This is a genomic window from Eubacterium sp. AF36-5BH, from assembly GCF_003460505.1.
Classification (GTDB): domain Bacteria; phylum Bacillota; class Clostridia; order Lachnospirales; family Lachnospiraceae; genus Eubacterium_G.
On sequence record NZ_QTVG01000004.1, the window covers coordinates 175630 to 195744 of the forward strand.

General features: G+C 34.8%; 11 protein-coding genes. All 11 read left to right on the top strand.

Annotation, left to right across the window (positions count from 1 at the left end; genetic code table 11):
- Positions 1 to 232 precede the first annotated feature (232 nt).
- The 11 genes from DW006_RS05195 (at position 233) to DW006_RS05245 (ending at position 20102) form a co-directional block, all read left to right on the top strand.
- Positions 233 to 2278: a sodium-translocating pyrophosphatase gene (locus DW006_RS05195; protein ID WP_117999352.1), complete on the top strand. Its 2046-nt coding sequence runs from the start codon at positions 233 to 235 to the stop codon at positions 2276 to 2278.
- Between the two features lie 213 nt (positions 2279 to 2491).
- Entirely contained in the window at positions 2492 to 3406 is a 915-nt protein-coding gene (locus DW006_RS05200; RefSeq protein ID WP_117999353.1) for a hypothetical protein, read from the top strand.
- Positions 3407 to 3427: 21 nt separating this feature from the next.
- Entirely contained in the window at positions 3428 to 4423 is a 996-nt protein-coding gene (gene argF, locus DW006_RS05205) for an ornithine carbamoyltransferase (protein WP_022166181.1), read from the top strand.
- Between the two features lie 317 nt (positions 4424 to 4740).
- The gene (locus DW006_RS05210; protein WP_117999354.1) at positions 4741 to 5514 is read left to right on the top strand and encodes a basic amino acid ABC transporter substrate-binding protein; all 774 of its coding nucleotides are present in this window, start codon (positions 4741 to 4743) and stop codon (positions 5512 to 5514) included.
- A gap of 114 nt (positions 5515 to 5628) precedes the next feature.
- The gene (locus DW006_RS05215; protein ID WP_022166183.1) at positions 5629 to 6393 is read left to right on the top strand and encodes an amino acid ABC transporter permease; all 765 of its coding nucleotides are present in this window, start codon (positions 5629 to 5631) and stop codon (positions 6391 to 6393) included.
- The gene (locus DW006_RS05220) at positions 6380 to 7129 is read left to right on the top strand and encodes an amino acid ABC transporter ATP-binding protein (protein WP_022166184.1); all 750 of its coding nucleotides are present in this window, start codon (positions 6380 to 6382) and stop codon (positions 7127 to 7129) included. Before DW006_RS05215 ends, DW006_RS05220 begins: the two co-directional genes overlap by 14 nt.
- Positions 7130 to 7185: 56 nt before the next feature.
- Positions 7186 to 7440, top strand: a complete 255-nt coding sequence (locus DW006_RS05225; protein ID WP_022166185.1) for a hypothetical protein — start codon at positions 7186 to 7188, stop codon at positions 7438 to 7440.
- A gap of 431 nt (positions 7441 to 7871) precedes the next feature.
- Complete coding sequence (gene spoVT / locus DW006_RS05230) at positions 7872 to 8420, top strand: stage V sporulation protein T (protein ID WP_022166186.1); 549 nt, start codon at positions 7872 to 7874, stop codon at positions 8418 to 8420.
- Positions 8421 to 8601: 181 nt separating this feature from the next.
- The gene (locus DW006_RS05235; protein ID WP_022166187.1) at positions 8602 to 8874 is read left to right on the top strand and encodes an HU family DNA-binding protein; all 273 of its coding nucleotides are present in this window, start codon (positions 8602 to 8604) and stop codon (positions 8872 to 8874) included.
- Positions 8875 to 9188: 314 nt separating this feature from the next.
- Positions 9189 to 12599, top strand: coding sequence for a cellulase family glycosylhydrolase (locus tag DW006_RS05240; RefSeq protein ID WP_117999355.1), 3411 nt, complete (start codon positions 9189 to 9191; stop codon positions 12597 to 12599).
- 141 nt (positions 12600 to 12740) lie between these two features.
- Entirely contained in the window at positions 12741 to 20102 is a 7362-nt protein-coding gene (locus DW006_RS05245) for a discoidin domain-containing protein (RefSeq protein WP_117999356.1), read from the top strand.
- Positions 20103 to 20115: the final 13 nt, after the last annotated feature.

Consider the following 20115-nt stretch of genomic DNA (forward strand, 5'->3'; position numbering starts at 1 on the left):
GACTAAAAACCTTTATAGACAAAAGGTACAAAATATTTTCACTTTATATGGTGAAAAATCGGAAATTTGAAATAAAAAAAATTATTGAAATAATCAACCTTTGATGATAAAGTATTGATATATCTCGAAAGTTTGTTATAATTTTAACAATACCGTGTTCAAAAAAAGATAGAGTGAGCATGGAAAAAGACAATGGAGAAAAATCACTTCATTAATATTGAAAGGAGAAAACATGGAGAATTTAATTTATTTAGCTCCAATCGCTGGTATCATAGCTGTTATTTTTGCAGGAATTAAGGCAGCAATGATTAACAAAAGCGATGCAGGAAATGAAAAGATGAAAGAAATTTCCAGCGCTATTGCAGAAGGTGCAAAGGCATTCTTATTCTCAGAATACAAGATTTTAATTGTATTCGTTGCCGTACTTTTCGTAGTGTTAGGATTTGGTATTGATTGGCTTACAGCAGTTTGCTTTATTGTAGGTGCTGTACTTTCAACATTAGCAGGATACGTTGGAATGAACGTTGCTACAAAGGCAAATGTTCGTACAGCAAATGCTGCAAAGGAAAGTGGTATGAACAAGGCACTTTCAATTGCATTCTCAGGTGGTGCAGTAATGGGACTTTGCGTTGTAGGTTTTGGTATTTTAGGACTTAGCGTAATTCTTATTATAATTATGAACACAACAGGATTTACAGAAGAAGCAGTTAGCGTTCTTACAGGATTCAGCTTAGGTGCTTCATCAATCGCTCTTTTCGCAAGAGTTGGTGGTGGTATTTACACAAAGGCTGCTGACGTAGGAGCTGACCTTGTAGGTAAGGTTGAAGCAGGAATCCCAGAAGATGATCCTCGTAACCCAGCCGTTATCGCTGATAACGTAGGCGACAACGTAGGTGACGTTGCAGGTATGGGAGCTGACCTTTTTGAAAGTTATGTTGGTGCTTTAGTATCAGTTGTAACTTTAGCAGTTGCTTCATTAGTAGCAGGTGGAGATGATTTCGGAATGGAAAAAATCATGTTCCCAATCGCAATGGCAGCAATCGGTGTGTTAGCATCAGTTATTGCTACATTCTTTGTTAGAGGAAAAGAAGGTTCTGATCCTCAGAAGGCTCTTAACTTAGGAGAGTACACAGCTACAGCAATTCAGATTATTGCTACAGCTATTCTAAGTTATACATTATTTGGTGAATTCAAGGCATTCTTTGCAGTACTTGCAGGTTTAGTTGTTGGTACAGCAATTGGTAAGATTACAGAAATGTACACATCAGAAAAATATAAGAGTGTTAAGGAAATCGCTGAAAGCTCAGAAACAGGAGCAGCAACAAATATTATTAGTGGTTTATCAGTTGGTATGAAGTCAACAGCTATTCCAATTTTATTTATCGTACTTGGTGTACTTGTTTCATTTGAATTACTTGGTATGTATGGCATCGCACTTGCAGCTGTAGGTATGTTATCAACAACAGGTATGACAATCGCAGTTGATGCTTATGGTCCAATCGCTGACAATGCCGGTGGTATTGCAGAAATGTCAGGACTTGACAGCAGTGTAAGAGATATTACAGATAAGCTTGATGCAGTTGGTAACACAACAGCAGCTATTGGTAAGGGATTCGCTATTGGTTCAGCAGCTCTTACAGCTTTATCATTATTCGTATCATACGCAGAAGTTGCAAAAATTAAGAACATTAACATTTTAGATTCAACAGTAGTTATCGGTCTTTTAATTGGTGGTATGCTTCCATTTATTTTCTCAGCTCTTACAATGAGTTCAGTTGGTAAAGCTGCTAACAAGATGATCGAAGAAGTTCGTCGTCAGTTTAGAGAAGATGACGGTATTTTAAAGGGAACATCAAAGCCTGATTACAAGTCATGTGTAGGTATTTCAACACAGGCTGCTCTCCATGAAATGATTATTCCTGGAGTTTTAGCAGTAGTTACACCTCTTGTTGTAGGATATTTACTTGGTGCAGCAGCACTTGGTGGTATGCTTGCAGGAGCATTAGTTTGTGGTGTTATGATGGCTATCTTCATGTCAAATGCTGGTGGTGCCTGGGATAACGCTAAGAAGTACATCGAAGGTGGTTTCGGTGGCGGAAAAGGTAGCGAAGCTCATAAGGCAGCAGTTGTTGGTGATACAGTAGGTGATCCATTCAAGGATACATCAGGACCATCAATTAACATCTTAATCAAGTTAATGACAATCGTTTCACTTGTATTTGCTATGACTTTCCCAGCACAGGGTTACTTATATCAGTTACTTGACAAGTTATTCTAGTTGGAAATTAATTTGATAATTAAATAGTTTGTTTGCCATGTGGAATTACCACATGATATATACAAGGCGCGGAGTACTCTGCGCCTTGTTTTTGGATTAATTGGATTTAATACAGCACCTTTTTATATATATTTGTGGGTTGTGTCAGTTTTGTTTTTTTCATATAATAATGGGAAACGTTGTTAACAATAATTTGTTTTACCTGGAGGGGTTATGATTTTCTCAGTTTATGAAATAATGCTTTTGTTTTTTATATACAGTTTTCTAGGCTGGTGTGTGGAGGTTGCCTTTGTGGCAGTTACCACCGGGAAAGTAGTCGACAGAGGTTTTTTAAATGGACCGGTGTGTCCTATATATGGTTGTGGAATGGTGGGTGTTCTAATAATATTACTGCCTGTAAAAAATAATGTATGGTTATTGTTTTTAGGAGGAATGATTATATGTTCAACTGTTGAATTATTTGGTGGTTGGATTCTTGACAAAATATTCCACATGAGATGGTGGGATTATTCGGAGAAACCATTTAACATAGGCGGCTACATTTGTCTTCCTTTTAGTATTATGTGGGGATTTGCTGTTGTATTTGCGGTGAAATTCGTACACACACCAATTATGTTTTTAGTAAAAAAAGTGCCAGACATGGGCAAACTTGTTTTAATTATTTTCTTCGTGATTATTTTTACAGTGGATATGATTGTTACATTGAAAAATCTTATTGGAATCAAGAAGAGTCTTGGACAGCTCGATTTAATTGCAGAGGAGTTAAACAACATTGGAAATCAGATAAAAGATGTTGTGGGAAATTCAGCAATTGATATGGCTGACAAAGCAGAGCAGGCAAAAGATGAGTTAGGCAAGAGTAGCAACGAGTACATAGAAAAACTGAAAGAGAAGAAAGACGAGTTAGGCAAGAGTGGCAGCGAGTACATTGAGAAACTGAAGGCAAGAAAAGCTGAACTTGAAAAGAGCAGTTCAGGTTACATCAATAATATTAATAAATATAGGAAACATATATTTAATACTCTTCCAACATTGAATAAATCAGGAAAGAGTATTAAAATACTAGAGTACATTAAAGATATTATAGAATCAAGGGAAGATAAAAAGGAAGATAAATCTGATTCTTAAAATAATACAATGGAGGTCATTATGAATTTTACAGGAAGACATTTTTTAAAGTTACTTGATTTTACACCAGAGGAAATTGGAGCATTAATTGATTTAGCAGCGGATTTGAAGGCAAAGAAGAAGGCTGGAAAATTAGTTGATGTTTTAAGAGGAAAGAACATAGCAGTAATTTTTGAAAAAACAAGTACACGTACAAGATGCTCATTTGAAGTGGCAGCTCATGATTTGGGAATGGGTGTTACATACTTAGATCCAACAGGTTCACAGATTGGCAAGAAGGAAAGTATTGCCGATACAGCCAGAGTTTTAGGTAGAATGTTTGACGGTATCGAATATAGAGGTTTTGGACAGGATTTAGTAGAAGAGTTAGCACAGTACGCAGGAGTTCCTGTATGGAATGGTCTTACAAATGAATTTCACCCAACACAGATTCTAGCAGATTTTCTTACATTAAAAGAAAAATTCGGCAAGTTAGAAGGCTTGAAATTTGTATACATGGGTGATGCAAGATACAATATGGGTAATTCACTTATGGTTGGATGTGCAAAAATGGGTATGCACTTCGTAGGTTGTGCACCAAAGAAATACCAACCAAACCCTGAATTAGTAGCTGAGTGTCAGAAGATTGCAAAAGAAACAGGTGCAATTATTGAATTTGAAGAAGACCCAATGGTTGCCACAAAAGATGCTGATGCTATTTACACTGATGTTTGGGTTTCAATGGGTGAGCCTGATGAAGTATGGGAAGAAAGAATTAACGACTTGCTTCCATATAGAGTAACAATGGATTTGATTAACAATGCAAAGGGCAGCGTGGTATTTATGCATTGTTTACCAGCATTCCATGACTTAAAGACAAAGATTGGAAAACAGATTAACGAGAAATTCGGTCTTACAGAGATGGAAGTTACAGACGAAGTATTTGAGTCAGAACATTCAGTTGTATTTGATGAAGCAGAAAACAGAATGCATACAATTAAAGCTGTAATGGCAGCAACTTTAGGAGCTGACCTATAATCGATGAATATAAAGTACAGTCTGTGCTTATGGCGAGTGATGTTTATGACAAAGGGGCGCCATTAGCAGAGGCTGTTTTTTACTTAATAAGAAATTCTTTCAGAATTTATTATTAAGTAAAAAATGTTCCACTAGGGATGCACACTCGCGCGAAAGGAAAAATGTTGCTAAAGCAACACGCGCTCGGTGCGTAGAATGTCGCAAGGGACATTCTTTTTATTAGTTAAAAATCTTTATTGTTGCAAATATATGCATTTTTAAGTATAATTGTGTATAGTTTTGTAATAAAATCAATATACTTAGGAGGATAAAAAATAATGAAAAAATTACTAGCATTATTAATGACAGTAGTTCTTGCTACAACAATGTTTACAGCTTGCGGAAGTAGTAAGAGTGGAGATGATGGAGATAAGACATTAATTATGGGAACTAACGCAGAATTTCCACCATATGAGTATCGTGAAAACAATGAAGTAATCGGCATTGATGCCGAGATTGGTAAAGCTATTGCAGACAAATTAGGAATGAACTTCAAGATTGAAGATATGGCTTTTGATTCAATTATTCCTGCTGTTCAGTCAGGAAAAGTTAGCATGGGTCTTGCAGGTATGACAGTTAGCGATGAAAGAAAGGAAAGTGTAGACTTTACAGATTCATATGCAACAGGTGTACAGGCAATTATAGTAAAAGAAGGCTCAAAGATAAAGACTAACAAAGATTTATTAAAAAAGGGTGCCAATGTTAAGGTTGGTGTTCAGCTTGGTACAACAGGTGATATCTATTGTACAGATGATTTAAAGGAAGCAGGCTCAGGAACAGTTGAAGAATATAACAAGGGAGCTGATGCAGTTCAGGCACTTGTAACAGGAAAGATTGACTGTGTTGTAATCGACAATGAACCGGCTAAGGCTTTTGTTAAGGCTAACAAAGGACTTAAATTACTTAAAACAGCATACGCAGAAGAAGATTATGCTATCGCTGTTTCAAAGGATAAACCTGAATTAAGAAAGAAAATTAACAAAGCATTAAAAGAATTAATTGATGATGGTTCAGTTCAGAAGATTATTAACAAGTATATTAAGGCAGAATAATTAAAGAACAAAAAATACAAATTAGGAGGTGCTGCAATATAAAGTTAAGATATTACATTGTGAATATCCGATTTATATTGAACACCTCTTAATTTTTAGGAAAAAGAGGTAAAAATGGAGAGTTTATTAAACGTTTTAACAACAAAAGTTAATATAATTTCCGCAATATCTTTAAAACGTCAATTTGAAATAAGTTTTATAGATAAAGACAGATGGCAATTATATTTAGAGGGTCTGGGAAATACATTAATTGTAACTTTCTTTGCTTTAATTTTAGGTATTGTAATAGGTGCTGTTGTGGCTATAGTAAGAGCATCTTATGACAAGAATTATAGCGAAATGAAAGGTGGACTTGGAAAAATCCTTCTAGCTATTTTTAATATAATATCAAAAATTTATCTTACAGTTGTAAGAGGAACACCTGTAGTAATTCAGATTATGATTATGTATTACATTATATTTGCTACATCAAACAATAAGATTTTTGTGGCAATTCTTTCATTTGGTATTAACTCAGGTGCTTACGTTGCAGAAATCTTTCGTGGTGGAATTATGTCAATTGACGAGGGACAGTTTGAAGCAGGAAGAAGTCTTGGATTTAACTATGTTCAAACAATGGTTTATGTAATTATTCCACAGGCGTTTAAGACTGTACTTCCAACGCTTGGAAACGAATTTATTGTTTTATTAAAGGAAACAGCAGTTTCAGGTTACGTTGCATTAATTGATTTAACAAGAGCAGGAGATATTGTAAGAGGAGCTACGTATCAGGCATTTATGCCATTGTTTGGTGTAGCAGCAGTTTATTTGATTATGGTAATGTTTTTCTCTTGGTTACTTGGTAAATTAGAAAGGAGACTACGAAATGATGAACGATAATAGCTCTCTTATAGTTGTAGATGATGTGAAAAAATATTATAACGATGGGGAAATTAAAGCATTAGACGGTGTTTCCACAGATATTAGAAAAGGTGAAGTTGTGGTTATTATTGGACCATCAGGAAGTGGTAAGTCAACTCTTCTTAGAACTTTAAACCTTTTAGAACATCCTACAGATGGAAAAATTATTTTTGACGGTGTAAACCTAATGGACAAAAATGTAAATATTAACTTACACAGACAGAAAATGGGGATGGTTTTCCAGCATTTTAATTTATTCCCACACATGACAGTTTTAAAGAATATGACAATAGCGCCAATGAAGTTATTAAAGAAGTCAAAAGAAGAAGCTGAGAAGAAGGCTATGGAACTTCTTAATGTAGTCAATCTGGCTGACAGAGCAGAGGCATATCCTGCACAGCTTTCAGGTGGACAGAAGCAGAGAGTTGCCATTGCACGTTCACTTTGCATGGATCCTGAAGTTATGCTTTTTGATGAGCCTACATCTGCCCTTGATCCGGAAATGGTAGGCGAAGTTCTAGCAGTAATGAAGGATCTGGCAAATCAGGGCATGACAATGGCTGTTGTGACACATGAAATGGCATTTGCAAGAGAAGTTGCCTCAAGAGTAATTTTTATGGCAGACGGAAAGATTGTTGAAGAAGGAACACCAAGTGAAATTTTTGATAATCCAAAAAATGAACGTTTAAAACAGTTCCTTTCAAAAGTAATCTAAGAAGTGGCTAAAACTAATCAGGTTTAAAAACTTAATTAGAAGAAAGAGGTCGTAGCATGAAATTAAATGAAAAATCTAAACAGATTATATTTGAAATTGTGCCTATAATATTATTTGCGTTAGCATTAGTAATACGCTTTGCTGTTGATATTGAAAGACTACAGTGGGGCTTGATGGAAGTGGCAGCAATTCTATGGCTTGTAGATAATTTAGAAAAATACAAAAAAGAACATACAAAATTAAACTTACTGGATGTAATTGCATGTATTCTGCTAGTGATTGCTGGAATGATTTTGTTTATTGTAGGTTAGAGTAAAAAAAGATATCGGTTGTGAGACCGATATCTTTTTTGTATTATGGGAACAGATAAGTTTTTAGAAAAGACGTTACGGCAAAATGTTTTAATGAAAGAAATTAAATACTTAAATGATAAGCTACCGTTAGTTATTCAAGGAAGATATACATTTTCAAAAATTAAAACAAATCTTTGTTATCAGCTATTTTGCTAAATGATGATTACTATAAAATTTTATTGGAGGGCAAGACTGTTGCAAAGGGGCTTTCTGTTCTACGACCAGAGTATTTGATTAAATATATAAAAAAATTATCCATACATAATCTATGAAATGCACATAAAGAAAAGAATAATTTTCTGTGTCTTCCACATACTAACTCCAAAACTAATATATAGCAAAAGAGTGAAAATCGCTTTTGCTTGAATATGAAATTGGAGGAAGTAATAATGAAAGCAACAGGTATTGTTCGTAGAATTGATGATTTAGGGCGTGTAGTAGTGCCAAAAGAAATTAGACGGACACTTCGAATTAGAGAAGGTGATCCAATGGAAATTTTTACTAACAGGGATGGAGAAGTAATCTTAAAAAAATATTCGCCAATCGGAGAAATAGATGCTTTTGCAAAACAGTATGCGGAGAGCCTGGCAGCAGTATCCGGTTGTTATGTTGTTATTAGCGACAGAGATCAGGTTATTGCAGTATCAGGCGGTGTGAAAAAAGAATATATTGGCAGAAGAATAAGCCATGAATTAGAGGAAATTATGGAACAAAGAAGAACTGTTAATACAGACACTGATAATGTAAAAACAATAACAATAATTGATGGACAGGATGTTTCTGATATGGGACAAATAATTTTTCCAATAATATGTGAAGGTGATGTTATTGGGAGCGTGGTTTTGATGTCAAAAACAGAAAAACAGCAGGTTAGTGACACGGAAAAAAAGCTTGTATCGGTGGCTGCAGATTTTCTTGGAAGACAAATGGAATCTTAATTTGACTTAAAGTGAAAATGAAAACTCTCATAATTCGTCAAAAAGCCCTTGAATAAAGGGGGCAAGACCATAAAAAACGGGTTTTATCTTGACAAAAACTGTATAATGGAGTATATAACTTATAGATACGCGCGTATGTGTCGCGTAGATGTATCGCAGAATTTATCAAGGAGGAAATACGATGAACAAGACAGAATTCGTAGAAGCTATTGCAAACGAAGCTGGATTATCAAAGACAGATGCAGCTAAGGCAGTTAAGGCTTTCACAGATGTTGTAGTTAAAGCTATGAAAGAAGGAGATAAAGTACAGTTAGTTGGATTTGGAACTTTTGAAGTAACAAAGAGACCTGAACGTCAGGGAATCAATCCTGCAACAAAGGAAAAAATCACAATTGCAGCAGCTAACGTTCCTAAGTTCAAAGCTGGAGCAGCTTTAAAGAAAGAACTTAACTAATCGATAAATATTATTAAGTAATATAGAAAAGATCACTACATAGGTAGTGGTCTTTTTGTGGTTCTTTGTCAAGTATGGGGGTAACCCAAGTTTATAATGTTCTTTGTCAGGTATGGGGCTATTCTTTATTTATACATTTTTAGAAAATGTATAAATAACATACTATTATCAGAAAAAAGGTATTTTTTTTTTGAAAAATTTAAAAAAAACAATTTTTCTAAAATTTAAAGACTTGATACCGATAACATTACGACATAGAATATTAATAACGTAATAGGCGGAGATTTTTTGATAGAATTAATAAGGAGGTACTTATGAAAATAGTTAGAAAATTGGTTAGTATGTTATTGGTATTTGCAATGACATTTAGCATGGCTATTTCAGGAAAAATTACAGGCATTACTCAGGTTAGTGCCAGAGAGGCTCTTGGGAGCAATGACTTTTTGAAGGTTAACGGAACACAGATAAGAAAACAAAAAGGAACAGGAGATGTTGTCTATTTAAGAGGAACCAATGCAGGAGGATGGCTTGTTCAGGAAAACTGGATGAATCCAACCAATGCGTCTGACCAGAAGACGATGATGACAACATTGGCAAATAGATTTGGAACATCAAAGAGAGATGAGTTGGTCTCAACATACGAAAATAATTATTGGACAACACAGGATTTTGATAATTGTGCAGAAATGGGAATGAGCGTTATAAGATTACCATTTACATACATGAATCTTTGTGATGACAATGGAAATCTTAAATCTAATGCTTTTGACAGATTAGACTGGTTTGTACAAAATTGTAGCCAGAGAGGTATGTATGTTATTTTAGATATGCACGGAGCATTTGGTTCTCAAAATGGTATGGATCATTCAGGAGAGATTAATGATGGAAAACAGCTATATTACAATCAGAGCAATAAAGATAAAACTTTAAATTTATGGAAAAAGATTGCAGAACATTTCAAAGGCAATCCGGCAGTTGCAGCTTATGATATCTTAAATGAACCGGGAATTAAGGCAGCTGCAACATATAGTTTACATTGGGATTTTTATAATGAAATTTACAATACAATCCGTTCAAAGGATAGCAATCATATTATTATAATGGAATCATGTTGGGATGCAGACAATTTGCCAAGACCTTCACAGTATGGCTGGACAAATGTAGCATATGAATACCATTACTATCCATGGAGTGCACAAAATAGCAGTGATGCACAGAAGTCATACTTTTCAAGTAAGGTTTCAGACATTGCAAATCACAATTATGGAGTGCCAACATTTGTAGGCGAGTTTACATGCTTCGAACAGGCAGAAGGCTGGAAGGCAGCAATGTCAACTTTCAACAGTCAGGGATGGCATTGGACAACATGGTCATACAAAGTTACAGGAAACAGCTCATGGGGTATTTATAATCATAACCCTGAAAAAGTTGATATTTATAACGACTCAGCAGACACAATTAAAAATAAATGGTCAGCTGTAGGTACAGCAAACGGATGGAAAAATGACAAGATTTATAATTTGGTAAAGCCATATCTTTCGGGAACAGTAACATCTACAGGTGGAAGCACAACAGATGATAGTGATAACAACAGCACATCAGGTGTGGCAACATTATATGAACATTCAAATTATGGTGGAAGGGCAGTTTCATTGGAAGAAGGTTCATATGACTACAAAGATATTTTAGCAAAAGGAATTGCTAATGATCAGATTTCATCACTTAGAGTAAGTGACGGATACAAAGTTACAATATATGATGACGAAGGATTTAAAGGAACATCAAAAGAATTTACCAGTGATGCGTCATATGTTGGAAATGAAATGAATGACAAAACTTCGTCAATTAAAATCGAAAAGATTAACAATCAGACATCAACTACAACATCATATAACACAGTTAAATTGCCAAATGGAAAATACAGCATAAAATCTGTTGCAAATGAAAAATATGTTGCAGCAGAAAATGGTGGGAGTAATCCAATAGTAGCAAACAGAGACAACTATAGCGGTTCATGGGAGACATTCTATATTGTTAATAATGATGATGGAACAGTAAGTATAAAAGCAGATGCAAATAACAAATATGTGTGTGCAGTTTTAGATGAAGAAAATCAACTGACACCTAGAAGCGACAGCATTAGTACATGGGAAAAATTTAAGATTTACAAAATAAATGACAGTGAATACGGCATTAGAAGTGCGGAAAATAGAAAATATGTAAAGGCAGACTTGGATAAAGGAGGCAAATTAATAGCCGGAAGTGATTCTATAGCAGGAGCCTGGGAAGCATTTCACATTGAAAAAGTCGGTGATACAACAAATGATAATGTAGCAACATTCTATGAAAATTCAAACTATGGTGGATGGTCAGTTTCATTACCGGAAGGTACATATAATTATAGAGATATCATTGCAAAAGGTATTAAAAATGACGCTATATCATCATTGAAAGTAAATTCAGGTTACAAAGTTACATTATATAATGATGCAGGATTTAATGGAACGTCAAAGGCATTTACAGGTGATGCATCATATGTTGGTGATGAAATGAATGACAAAACTTCATCAATTAAAATTGAAAAGTGGAATGGCTCATCAAGTGTTACATATAATACTGTTAAGTTATCAAATGGAAAATACAGTATCAAATCTGTTGCAAATGGAAAATATGTTGCAGCAGAAAATGGTGGAAGTGAAACAATAGTAGCAAACAGAGACAGTTACGGCGGTTCATGGGAAACATTTTATCTGATAAATAATGATGACGGAACAGTAAGCATAAAAGCAGATGCAAATAACAAATATGTATGTGCAGTATTAGATGAAGAAAATCAACTTGTTCCAAGAAGTGATAATGTTGGTACATGGGAGAAATTCCAAATTTATAAAATAAGTGATACAGAATATGGTCTTAGAAGTGCAGAAAACGGAAAATATGTAAAGGCGGACTTGGATAACGGAGGCAAGTTAATAGCCGGAAGTGATTCCATAGCAGGAGCATGGGAAGCATTTAATATTGAAAAATTGGGAGATGAGACATCTTCTGCAAAAGCAACATTTTATGAAAATTCAAATTACAGTGGTTGGTCTGTAGCATTAAGTGAAGGAAGATATGATTATGGCACAATGATTTCTAAGGGAATTAAAAATGATCAGATTTCTTCAATTAAGGTAGCAGATGGCTACAAAGTTACATTGTATAATGATGAAGGATTTGCAGGAAGTAAAAAAACATTATTAACAGATGCATCAGGTCTTGGAGATTTTAATGATAAAACTTCAGCGATCGTAATTGAAAAAGTAGAAAAGGCAGATTTTAATAATTCAAATACATATATTAGATCCATAGCAAACGGACAGGTAGTTTGTGCAGAAAATGGTGGAAGTGAAACAATAGTGGCAAACCGTTCATCATGTGGAGGTGCATGGGAAACATTCCAGATTGTAAATAACAATGATGGAACAGTATCCCTGAGATCCGTATCCAATGGAAAATATGTATGTGCTGTAATTGATGAAAACAATCAGTTATTGCCAAGAAGTGAAAGGGTAGGTACATGGGAGAAATTCATTATTGAAAAGATTTCAAATGGAGAGTATGCACTTTACTCATTGGCAAATGGAAAATATGTTCAGGCAAACTTAAATGACGGTGGTAAACTTTTTGCTACAAGTGAAACTGTTGCCGGAGCATGGGAAGTATTTGACATTAACAGAAATTAAAGTTAAAATTCATAATAATTAAACAATTCACAGGCTGTTTGCGTAGACTATATATGCAAACAGCCTGATTTTGGTATATATGTTAGTAAAAAAATAAAAATAAAAAATAAACAGAGGAAAAAACTTTGGGAGGAGAGAAAATTGAAAGGGTTGAAAGGTTTATTTTGGAAAAAAGGTGTAGCCGTGATTTTGTCGGTTGCCATGGTTTTAACAGGAGTGACTATTACGCCACAAAATGTTAAGGCAGATGCGGCCATTACGGCAACCAATGATGTAACAGCAGTTATTACTGATGACTCTAAAACAGGGTATAGCTCTGAAAAAGATGGAGATTTGTATAACTATGTAAGATATGGTGCATCAGCAGTGGCAGATGATAAAACAGGTGACCACGTGGCAAATAATGCAATTGATGGCAATGCTGATACAAGATGGGCAAATGAAGCTAAAACAAAAGGCCATTACATTACAATTGATTTAAAACAGTCATATGAAATTTCAAAAATAAATATAAGCTGGGAAGTTGCAAGCTCAATTGACTATAAAATTGAGGTATCTAACGATGGAGTTTTATTTAAGTCTGTTACAGCAGTAAGCTTAAATAATTATACTACAGCAAAAAACAGAATAGATACATTATCACTGAAAAATACCGTTATTGGGAGATATGTAAGAATTACAGATGTAGGAGAAAAATACATAACAGATTCTTCAAACAACAGACAATATGGAATATCCATTTGGGATGTGGGCATTTTTGGAAAAGATGTAAAAGCAACTAGAGAATCAGCGGTGGAAGCCACAAATTCTTTCAAAAAAACAACTGAAGGTGAAACTTTTCAGGATATTATAGATAGCAAATATTACAACTACACACGTTATAATGGTGTGTCAGCAACTGCAAGTGGTCAGGAAACAAATGACCGTACACCAAAAGCAGCAATTGACAATGATAAAAGTACAAGATGGTCTGCAACAAATGGTGATTCCACATATTACGTTGTTGATTTAGGAGAGACCTATAATGCTGAAAAATTATATTTAAGCTGGGAATCTGCAAATGCAACAGTTTATAACATATATAAATCGGTTAACGGCACAGATTATAGTTTGGTTACAACTGTAAATGCCATAGGAATATATGAAAACACTGCAACCAATGGAAATAGAGTAGACAATATAGAATTTGGAAGTGTAAGTGCCAGATACATTAAGGTACAAGCAGTACAGCGTTGCTATAAAGGGGCAAATTATGGTGGCGGACAATATAATGGAATGTCTTTATATGAAGTAGGTGTGTACGGCAAAGACATGGAAAAATCATACGAAAAAAAGGCATTTAACCAGTTTAAGGTAGGAAATAAAGAAACTATTGGAAATGTAATAGAAGCAGAAAATACTGATGAAATAGACAGCAAAATAAAAAAAGAGAATGGTGAAAATGCCAGTGGACAGAATTTAGGTGGCATTACAAACAACACATGGGCAGAATACAATATTAATTTTGACAGAAAAACTTCAAGAATTTATTTAAGATACAGTGTAAAAGAAGGAAATGGTGGAACAGTAAAAGTATACGTTGATGACAGTACAATGTCTACAACTCCTGTAGCATCAATTGACGTAAATTCAACAGGTGGATGGTCCAACTATACTGATATTTCACAGGAAGTAGTTGTGCCATCAGGTAATCATAAAATATATTTAAAATTTGTAACTGATAAAGGATGTGTGTGCAATTTGGATTATTTTAAATTTGAATTCGCACCTGAAAGTATAAGCAACACAGCTGATTTACACCAGGCAGAGAATGCACATGCCTTTGTAAGAGGTTCAGCAGCACAGAGTAGCACTGTGCAAAGTTCTGATAAGTATTCAGGTGGAAAGGCTGTGGGCAGCATGAACACTTGGATTGAACGTGACCGTTCTTATCTGACTACATATGTTAAAGCAGAAAATGCAGGATACTATCAGTTTGAAGTTCAGTATGCCGGAACAATGACTACACTGCTTCAGTACAGAATCAACAGCAGTGATAACGACAAATGGAAATCAAAAACTATCAGCAGTGTGGATTCTAACTGGGAAAATACCAACAGGGCAACTATGCAGATAGAATTACGAAAAGGATTAAACAAGATTGATATATCAGGTGCTGTTTGGAAATGGGCAGCTGGTACTGAAACAGGTAGAACAGATGGCAAAAACGTAAATGCTGAATGGTTAAATATAGATAGTTTTTCATTAACATATAAGGGTGAAAATAAAAAAGCATTTAACAGTGTTTTAAATACAGATTTAAAAGGAAATAAAATTCAGGCTGAAGATTTTAATGAAAGTTCAGGGGATATAAAAGTTGAAGGAGAAAGCGACAGCTTTGTAGACGGAAAAAATCTTGGTGGTCTTACAAATGGAAAATGGGCAGAATACAATATTAACTTTGACAGAAAAGTTTCAAAAATTTATTTGAGAAATAGTGTAAGAGATGGAAATGGTGGAAAAGTAGAAGTATATGTTGATGACAGTACTATGTCCGGGACTCCGGCTGCCACAGTTACTACATCTTCAACAGGCAGTGACTGGAGTAACTATGTTGACACAGCAACGGCAATCAGCATACCATCAGGTAATCACGAAATTTATTTGAAATTTGTGGCAGATGGCTCAAAAGCAGTGTGTAATCTTGACTGGTTCCAGTTTGAATATGAACCTGAAACAGTAAAAGATTCAGGAGACATACACGAGGCAGAAAATGCACATGGATTTGTTCAGGGGGATGCAGAAACAGAACACACTCTTCAGGCAGATGGAAAGTTCTCAAACAATCTGGCTGTAGGTGGAATGAATGCATGGCCTGACAATGGAAGAGCATATCTTACATCTTATGTGCATGTGAAACATCCCGGTACGTATAAGCTGACAGTGGCATATGCATCAGGAAGCAATAAGGATACAAATATAGATTGTAGAGTAAATAGTGTAAACGACGGTGACTGGAAAAGTATATCAGCACCTACAACCGGCGGATGGACTACAGTAAAGAAAATAACTACCGAAGTGACGCTGAACAGAGGTGTAAATGTAATAGACATAACTGGGGCTGCAAATATTCCTTATGCAGAAAGTGATGCATGGCAACAGGTAAATGTGGATTACTTTACATTGGAAAGAGTGCCTGAAGATGGTGATTTAGCATATGGAAAAAAAGTTGATGTATCAGGTTCTCAGAGTGGTTTTGATGGTTCCAATGCAGTGGATGAAGATGAGGATACAAGATGGGCAAGTGAAAAAGAAGGTGACCAGGCTTATCTGATTGTAGACTTGGAAAAATTGTATGAAATTGAAAAAGTAAATATTATGTTTGAAAAGGCATATCCAAATGATTTCCAGATTCTTGTATCAAAGGATAAAACCAATTGGACTGTTGCAAGAACAGTAAGAGGCTTTAAAACAACTGAGGTTGATAAAAAGGTATATGAATCAGATGGAGTTTGTCTTGGAAAAGCAAGATATGTAAAAGTACGATGTCTTAACATGGCATATAACAAAGCAATGTCCATAAGAGATATAAGGATATATGGAACAAAAATAAAAGGACAATTGTCTGATCTTGCTCTAAATGCAGAAGTAAAGGTAAGCAGTTCGGATAGTAGTGCTGAAACTTCAAATCCTGCTAATGCAGTAGATGGATTGGATAATACAAGATGGGGAGCACCTAAGACAGATAGCAATCCATGGTATGAAATTAATTTAGGACAACAATGCAGAATAGATTCTGTTGATTTAAAATTTGAAAGGGCATATCCCAAGAGTTTTAGGATACAGATTTCTGATGATGGAAAAACATGGAAAGATTATAAAACCATAAAGGATTGGACTGAACCGGGAAATTCAACAGAAATTGAGAAATCGGAGTATTATGCCAATCTGGAATTTGGAAACAGTATCCATATGGGTGATGTAAAGACACAGTATATAAGATTGTATGCTGATGCAAAAATCAGAGACAACAACTGGGGAGTTTCAATTTATGAATTTGAAGTATGGGGAACTGAAGTGGCAAAGAAAGATTATTGGAGCAATCAGGCAAAGAAAACGTATGGAATTTATCTTGTTTCAAAATTGCAAAATACAGAAAATAACGGATTGATTGACAGTAGCCTTGTACAGGGTGATGTGATTGGAAATGGAGATATATATGATGTAGTTTATGAAGAAGGAAAGGACATATATTTTTATGTAAATCCAAGAGAACTATATTATAAACAAGCAGACCATCAGATTTGCTGGTCATCATCTGATTCCGGAAAGAATTTATGGGGGGCTACAAGTCATAATGAAAATATTTTGAAGTATGGAACCCAACAGGAAGCAACAGTTAAGTATACAATTCCGGCGGGTATTGATTTTGGAAACAGCGATTATGTAGAAACAGAAGTAGGCTGCCAGATTTATAATAAATCGGATCTGGAAAAGGAAAATGCCAGTCCGAAGTTTGAGTTGGTATTTAAGGTAAGGATCTGGAAATCCACCATAGTAATTCAGGATAAATTAAGCGAGAATGGAGAATTATGTGTAAAGAATCCTGAAAATGGGGCTACATATCAGTGGCAAAAGAGTGTCGATGGAAATACATGGAGTGATGTTTATGAAAAGAGATATGATTTGCAAATTCTTAGTGGAAGTGGAAATGATGTGGTAAATGTTGCTCATGACTTAGGCGGTGGACAGTATTATCGTGTGCGAAAAGTAGGAACAACCCAGTGGTCACATCCATATAAGGTTCAATATTACAACGACATTCAAAATGGTGATTTTGAATATCCGGCAATGTTTTCAACAGATGAAGATGATAAGGCATTTCCTTTTGAACCAAATGGAGATGAACAGCAGTATCCTAACGGATATGAAGGACTTGTGTGGAAGACAACTGCTCCGGGCTGGATGAGCAGACAAAAAAATAAAATAGGACATGATATTGAAATTGTAAATGGAAGAAAGTTAAAAACCTCAGGAGAAGAAGAACAGGTAGGCCAGTTCTCCGTAACACAGGATGAAATGTACAAAAACAATGAGCATGGTGATCAGTTTGCAGAATTAAACTGTGAAAATGTTGGAGCTTTATATCAGGATATTTTAACAACTCCTAATTCCCAGTGTTATTGGGACTTAGATTATGCAGGACGTTGGTGCCAGAATAGTATGTATGTTGTTGCAATGTCATCTAAAGATGCACAAAATTATACAACAACTGAACAGATTGAGGCATTAATAAGAAGAGATGATGTAAAGGCTATTACAACTAATCAGGAAGGCACAAAAGGTACAACAATTACATTGTCTGATGGAGTTACTGCTACGTTGTGGAAAGTTACAAGTAAGAAAACAGCAGGGCAGTGGAATGATCATAACGGTATATATAATGTTCCTTCCGGAAAAAAGAATTATCTTACAAGATTCTTCTTTGTGTCAGCAGAAGGAGCAAAAAGAAACGATGGTGATACACCGGATAAGACTGTGGGAAGTTTACTTGATAATGTAAAATTCCAGCAGAAAAAGGATTATGTTATAGAGTATTATGTAAATGGAGTAAAAAATGATGGTTTGACTGTTAAAGGCACAGTAAACCCTTATGACAGAGTAAGCATACCGGTACCGAAGGCAGTAAGCAATTATACTTTATACGATGCAAAAATCAGTGGAGAAAATGATACTGAAAGTAAGGCATTTTATGTGGATGATAAAGACAGAAACATGACTGTAGCTTATAACCATAATGTATTAAAACTCTACTATAAGAGTGGTATAGTTGTTGCCAATGTAAAAATACAGGGACTTGAAGAATTACCTGAAGGTTATAGCGTAGTTGTAAATCTGAAAAACACTTCAGGAACGGTTTTACAGACACATACCATGAGTCAAAATGAGTTTACTAAAATTGAAAAACCAGGTGGTGGAGGAGTTGAAGGATATTTTGATACAGTGACTTTTGATGGCACAAATTTAACAGTCGGAGATACATATACTGTTGAAGAAATTATCGTAAAAAATAACTATTTACCATACTATTTGGAAACAGTTGATAAAAATGGAACAAAGGAAGATGTTGGAATAGATAAAATAAACACTGATAAACTGTCATATACAGCAACGTTTACGTATTCAGTGGGAACAGACAATTCGGTTAATTTTATTAATATTTATAACCCTATTCGAAAAATTACCATTAGCAAAAATGTTTCCGGAAATATGGTAGATGAAAACGAGAAAAATAAGTCATTCAACTTTAGTATTGAGATAAAAAAAGACGGAAAGGCCATAGATGCAGCTAAAATAATAGATAATAAGCTTAAAAATACAGCAACAGGACAGTATACATTTGCTCTTAAACATTCAGAAAAGGTAGAACTCTATGTATACAACAATTGTAAGGTAACTGTTACAGAAGACGATTACAGTAAGAAACCAAATGTGAATACAACGATTTTCAGCGATGATTATTATGTAACATCATGGGAGAAAGACTCTAAGGTTACAGATGGAAGAATCATAAGCATTGACAGTGTTAATTCAGATCAGGAACTTGTTTGCAACAATGTTTACAATGATTTAGGAGATGTTGAAGTACAGGGCTTCCAGATGAATGGTAATAAGGATTCAGGTGGTGTATCAGAGTTTAGTCCATCATTCAGAGTAGTATGTCGTGTAAGTAGAAATACAATTAAAACAAAAAAAGTCAGCAAGTTTGGTGTGATTTATGCAATGCCAAAAGCTACTGATGGAAAAACAAGAGCTGAACTTGAAGAAATGATGAAAATAGATAAGGCTGATAATAAGACAATAAAGGTACATGAGGAAACAAAAGACGGAATATATCCTAACTGGACTACAAAGAGTGATTCACAGTATTCCACAAAGTATTGGCAGTATTATGCCCTTACATTTAAGTGTCTTGATTATATGTTCTACACATTACAGGAAAATATTACTGTAAGGGCTTATGCTAAAATGGCAGATGGTACCTATGAATATGGGAATAATATTTATACTGTAAATATGTATGAAATAGCTGATTATCTGTATAAAAATCAGAAAATGAGTACATTGAAGGGACATAATTTCTTATACAATAATGTGTTAAATCTTGTGACAATTAACAACAACAAACTTGATATATTAAAATCAATGATGAAGGCCTTAGATGTAACAAGTACATCAAATCAATACTATAATATATTAAATAAATTGTACAAGGACATGAACAATTATGTATATTGTCAGCAGGAGTACAAAGGAAAATATCAGGAAAGGGAAGAATTTGTTCCGAAAACACTTACAAGTGAGGAGCAGAAAAAATTGTTAAGTGCCTTAAATGGCAAAACAGGAACTTCTTATTCAGATATAAATGATTGGATATACAATCAGACAGAAAAACAGGGGAAATATAAGGGCTATTATAAAAAAGTTCAATATGCATGGGACAATGGAATTTATGTTAAGTAGTACAGAATGAGGT

What these genes read in the sequence shown, in the direction of transcription:
- DW006_RS05195 (WP_117999352.1), top strand. Translation starts at nt 233, where the DNA reads ATGGAGAATTTAATTTATTTAGCTCCAATCGCTGGTATCATAGCTGTT.
- DW006_RS05200 (WP_117999353.1), top strand. Translation starts at nt 2,492, where the DNA reads ATGATTTTCTCAGTTTATGAAATAATGCTTTTGTTTTTTATATACAGT.
- argF (WP_022166181.1), top strand. Translation starts at nt 3,428, where the DNA reads ATGAATTTTACAGGAAGACATTTTTTAAAGTTACTTGATTTTACACCA.
- DW006_RS05210 (WP_117999354.1), top strand. Translation starts at nt 4,741, where the DNA reads ATGAAAAAATTACTAGCATTATTAATGACAGTAGTTCTTGCTACAACA.
- DW006_RS05215 (WP_022166183.1), top strand. Translation starts at nt 5,629, where the DNA reads ATGGAGAGTTTATTAAACGTTTTAACAACAAAAGTTAATATAATTTCC.
- DW006_RS05220 (WP_022166184.1), top strand. Translation starts at nt 6,380, where the DNA reads ATGATGAACGATAATAGCTCTCTTATAGTTGTAGATGATGTGAAAAAA.
- DW006_RS05225 (WP_022166185.1), top strand. Translation starts at nt 7,186, where the DNA reads ATGAAATTAAATGAAAAATCTAAACAGATTATATTTGAAATTGTGCCT.
- spoVT (WP_022166186.1), top strand. Translation starts at nt 7,872, where the DNA reads ATGAAAGCAACAGGTATTGTTCGTAGAATTGATGATTTAGGGCGTGTA.
- DW006_RS05235 (WP_022166187.1), top strand. Translation starts at nt 8,602, where the DNA reads ATGAACAAGACAGAATTCGTAGAAGCTATTGCAAACGAAGCTGGATTA.
- DW006_RS05240 (WP_117999355.1), top strand. Translation starts at nt 9,189, where the DNA reads ATGAAAATAGTTAGAAAATTGGTTAGTATGTTATTGGTATTTGCAATG.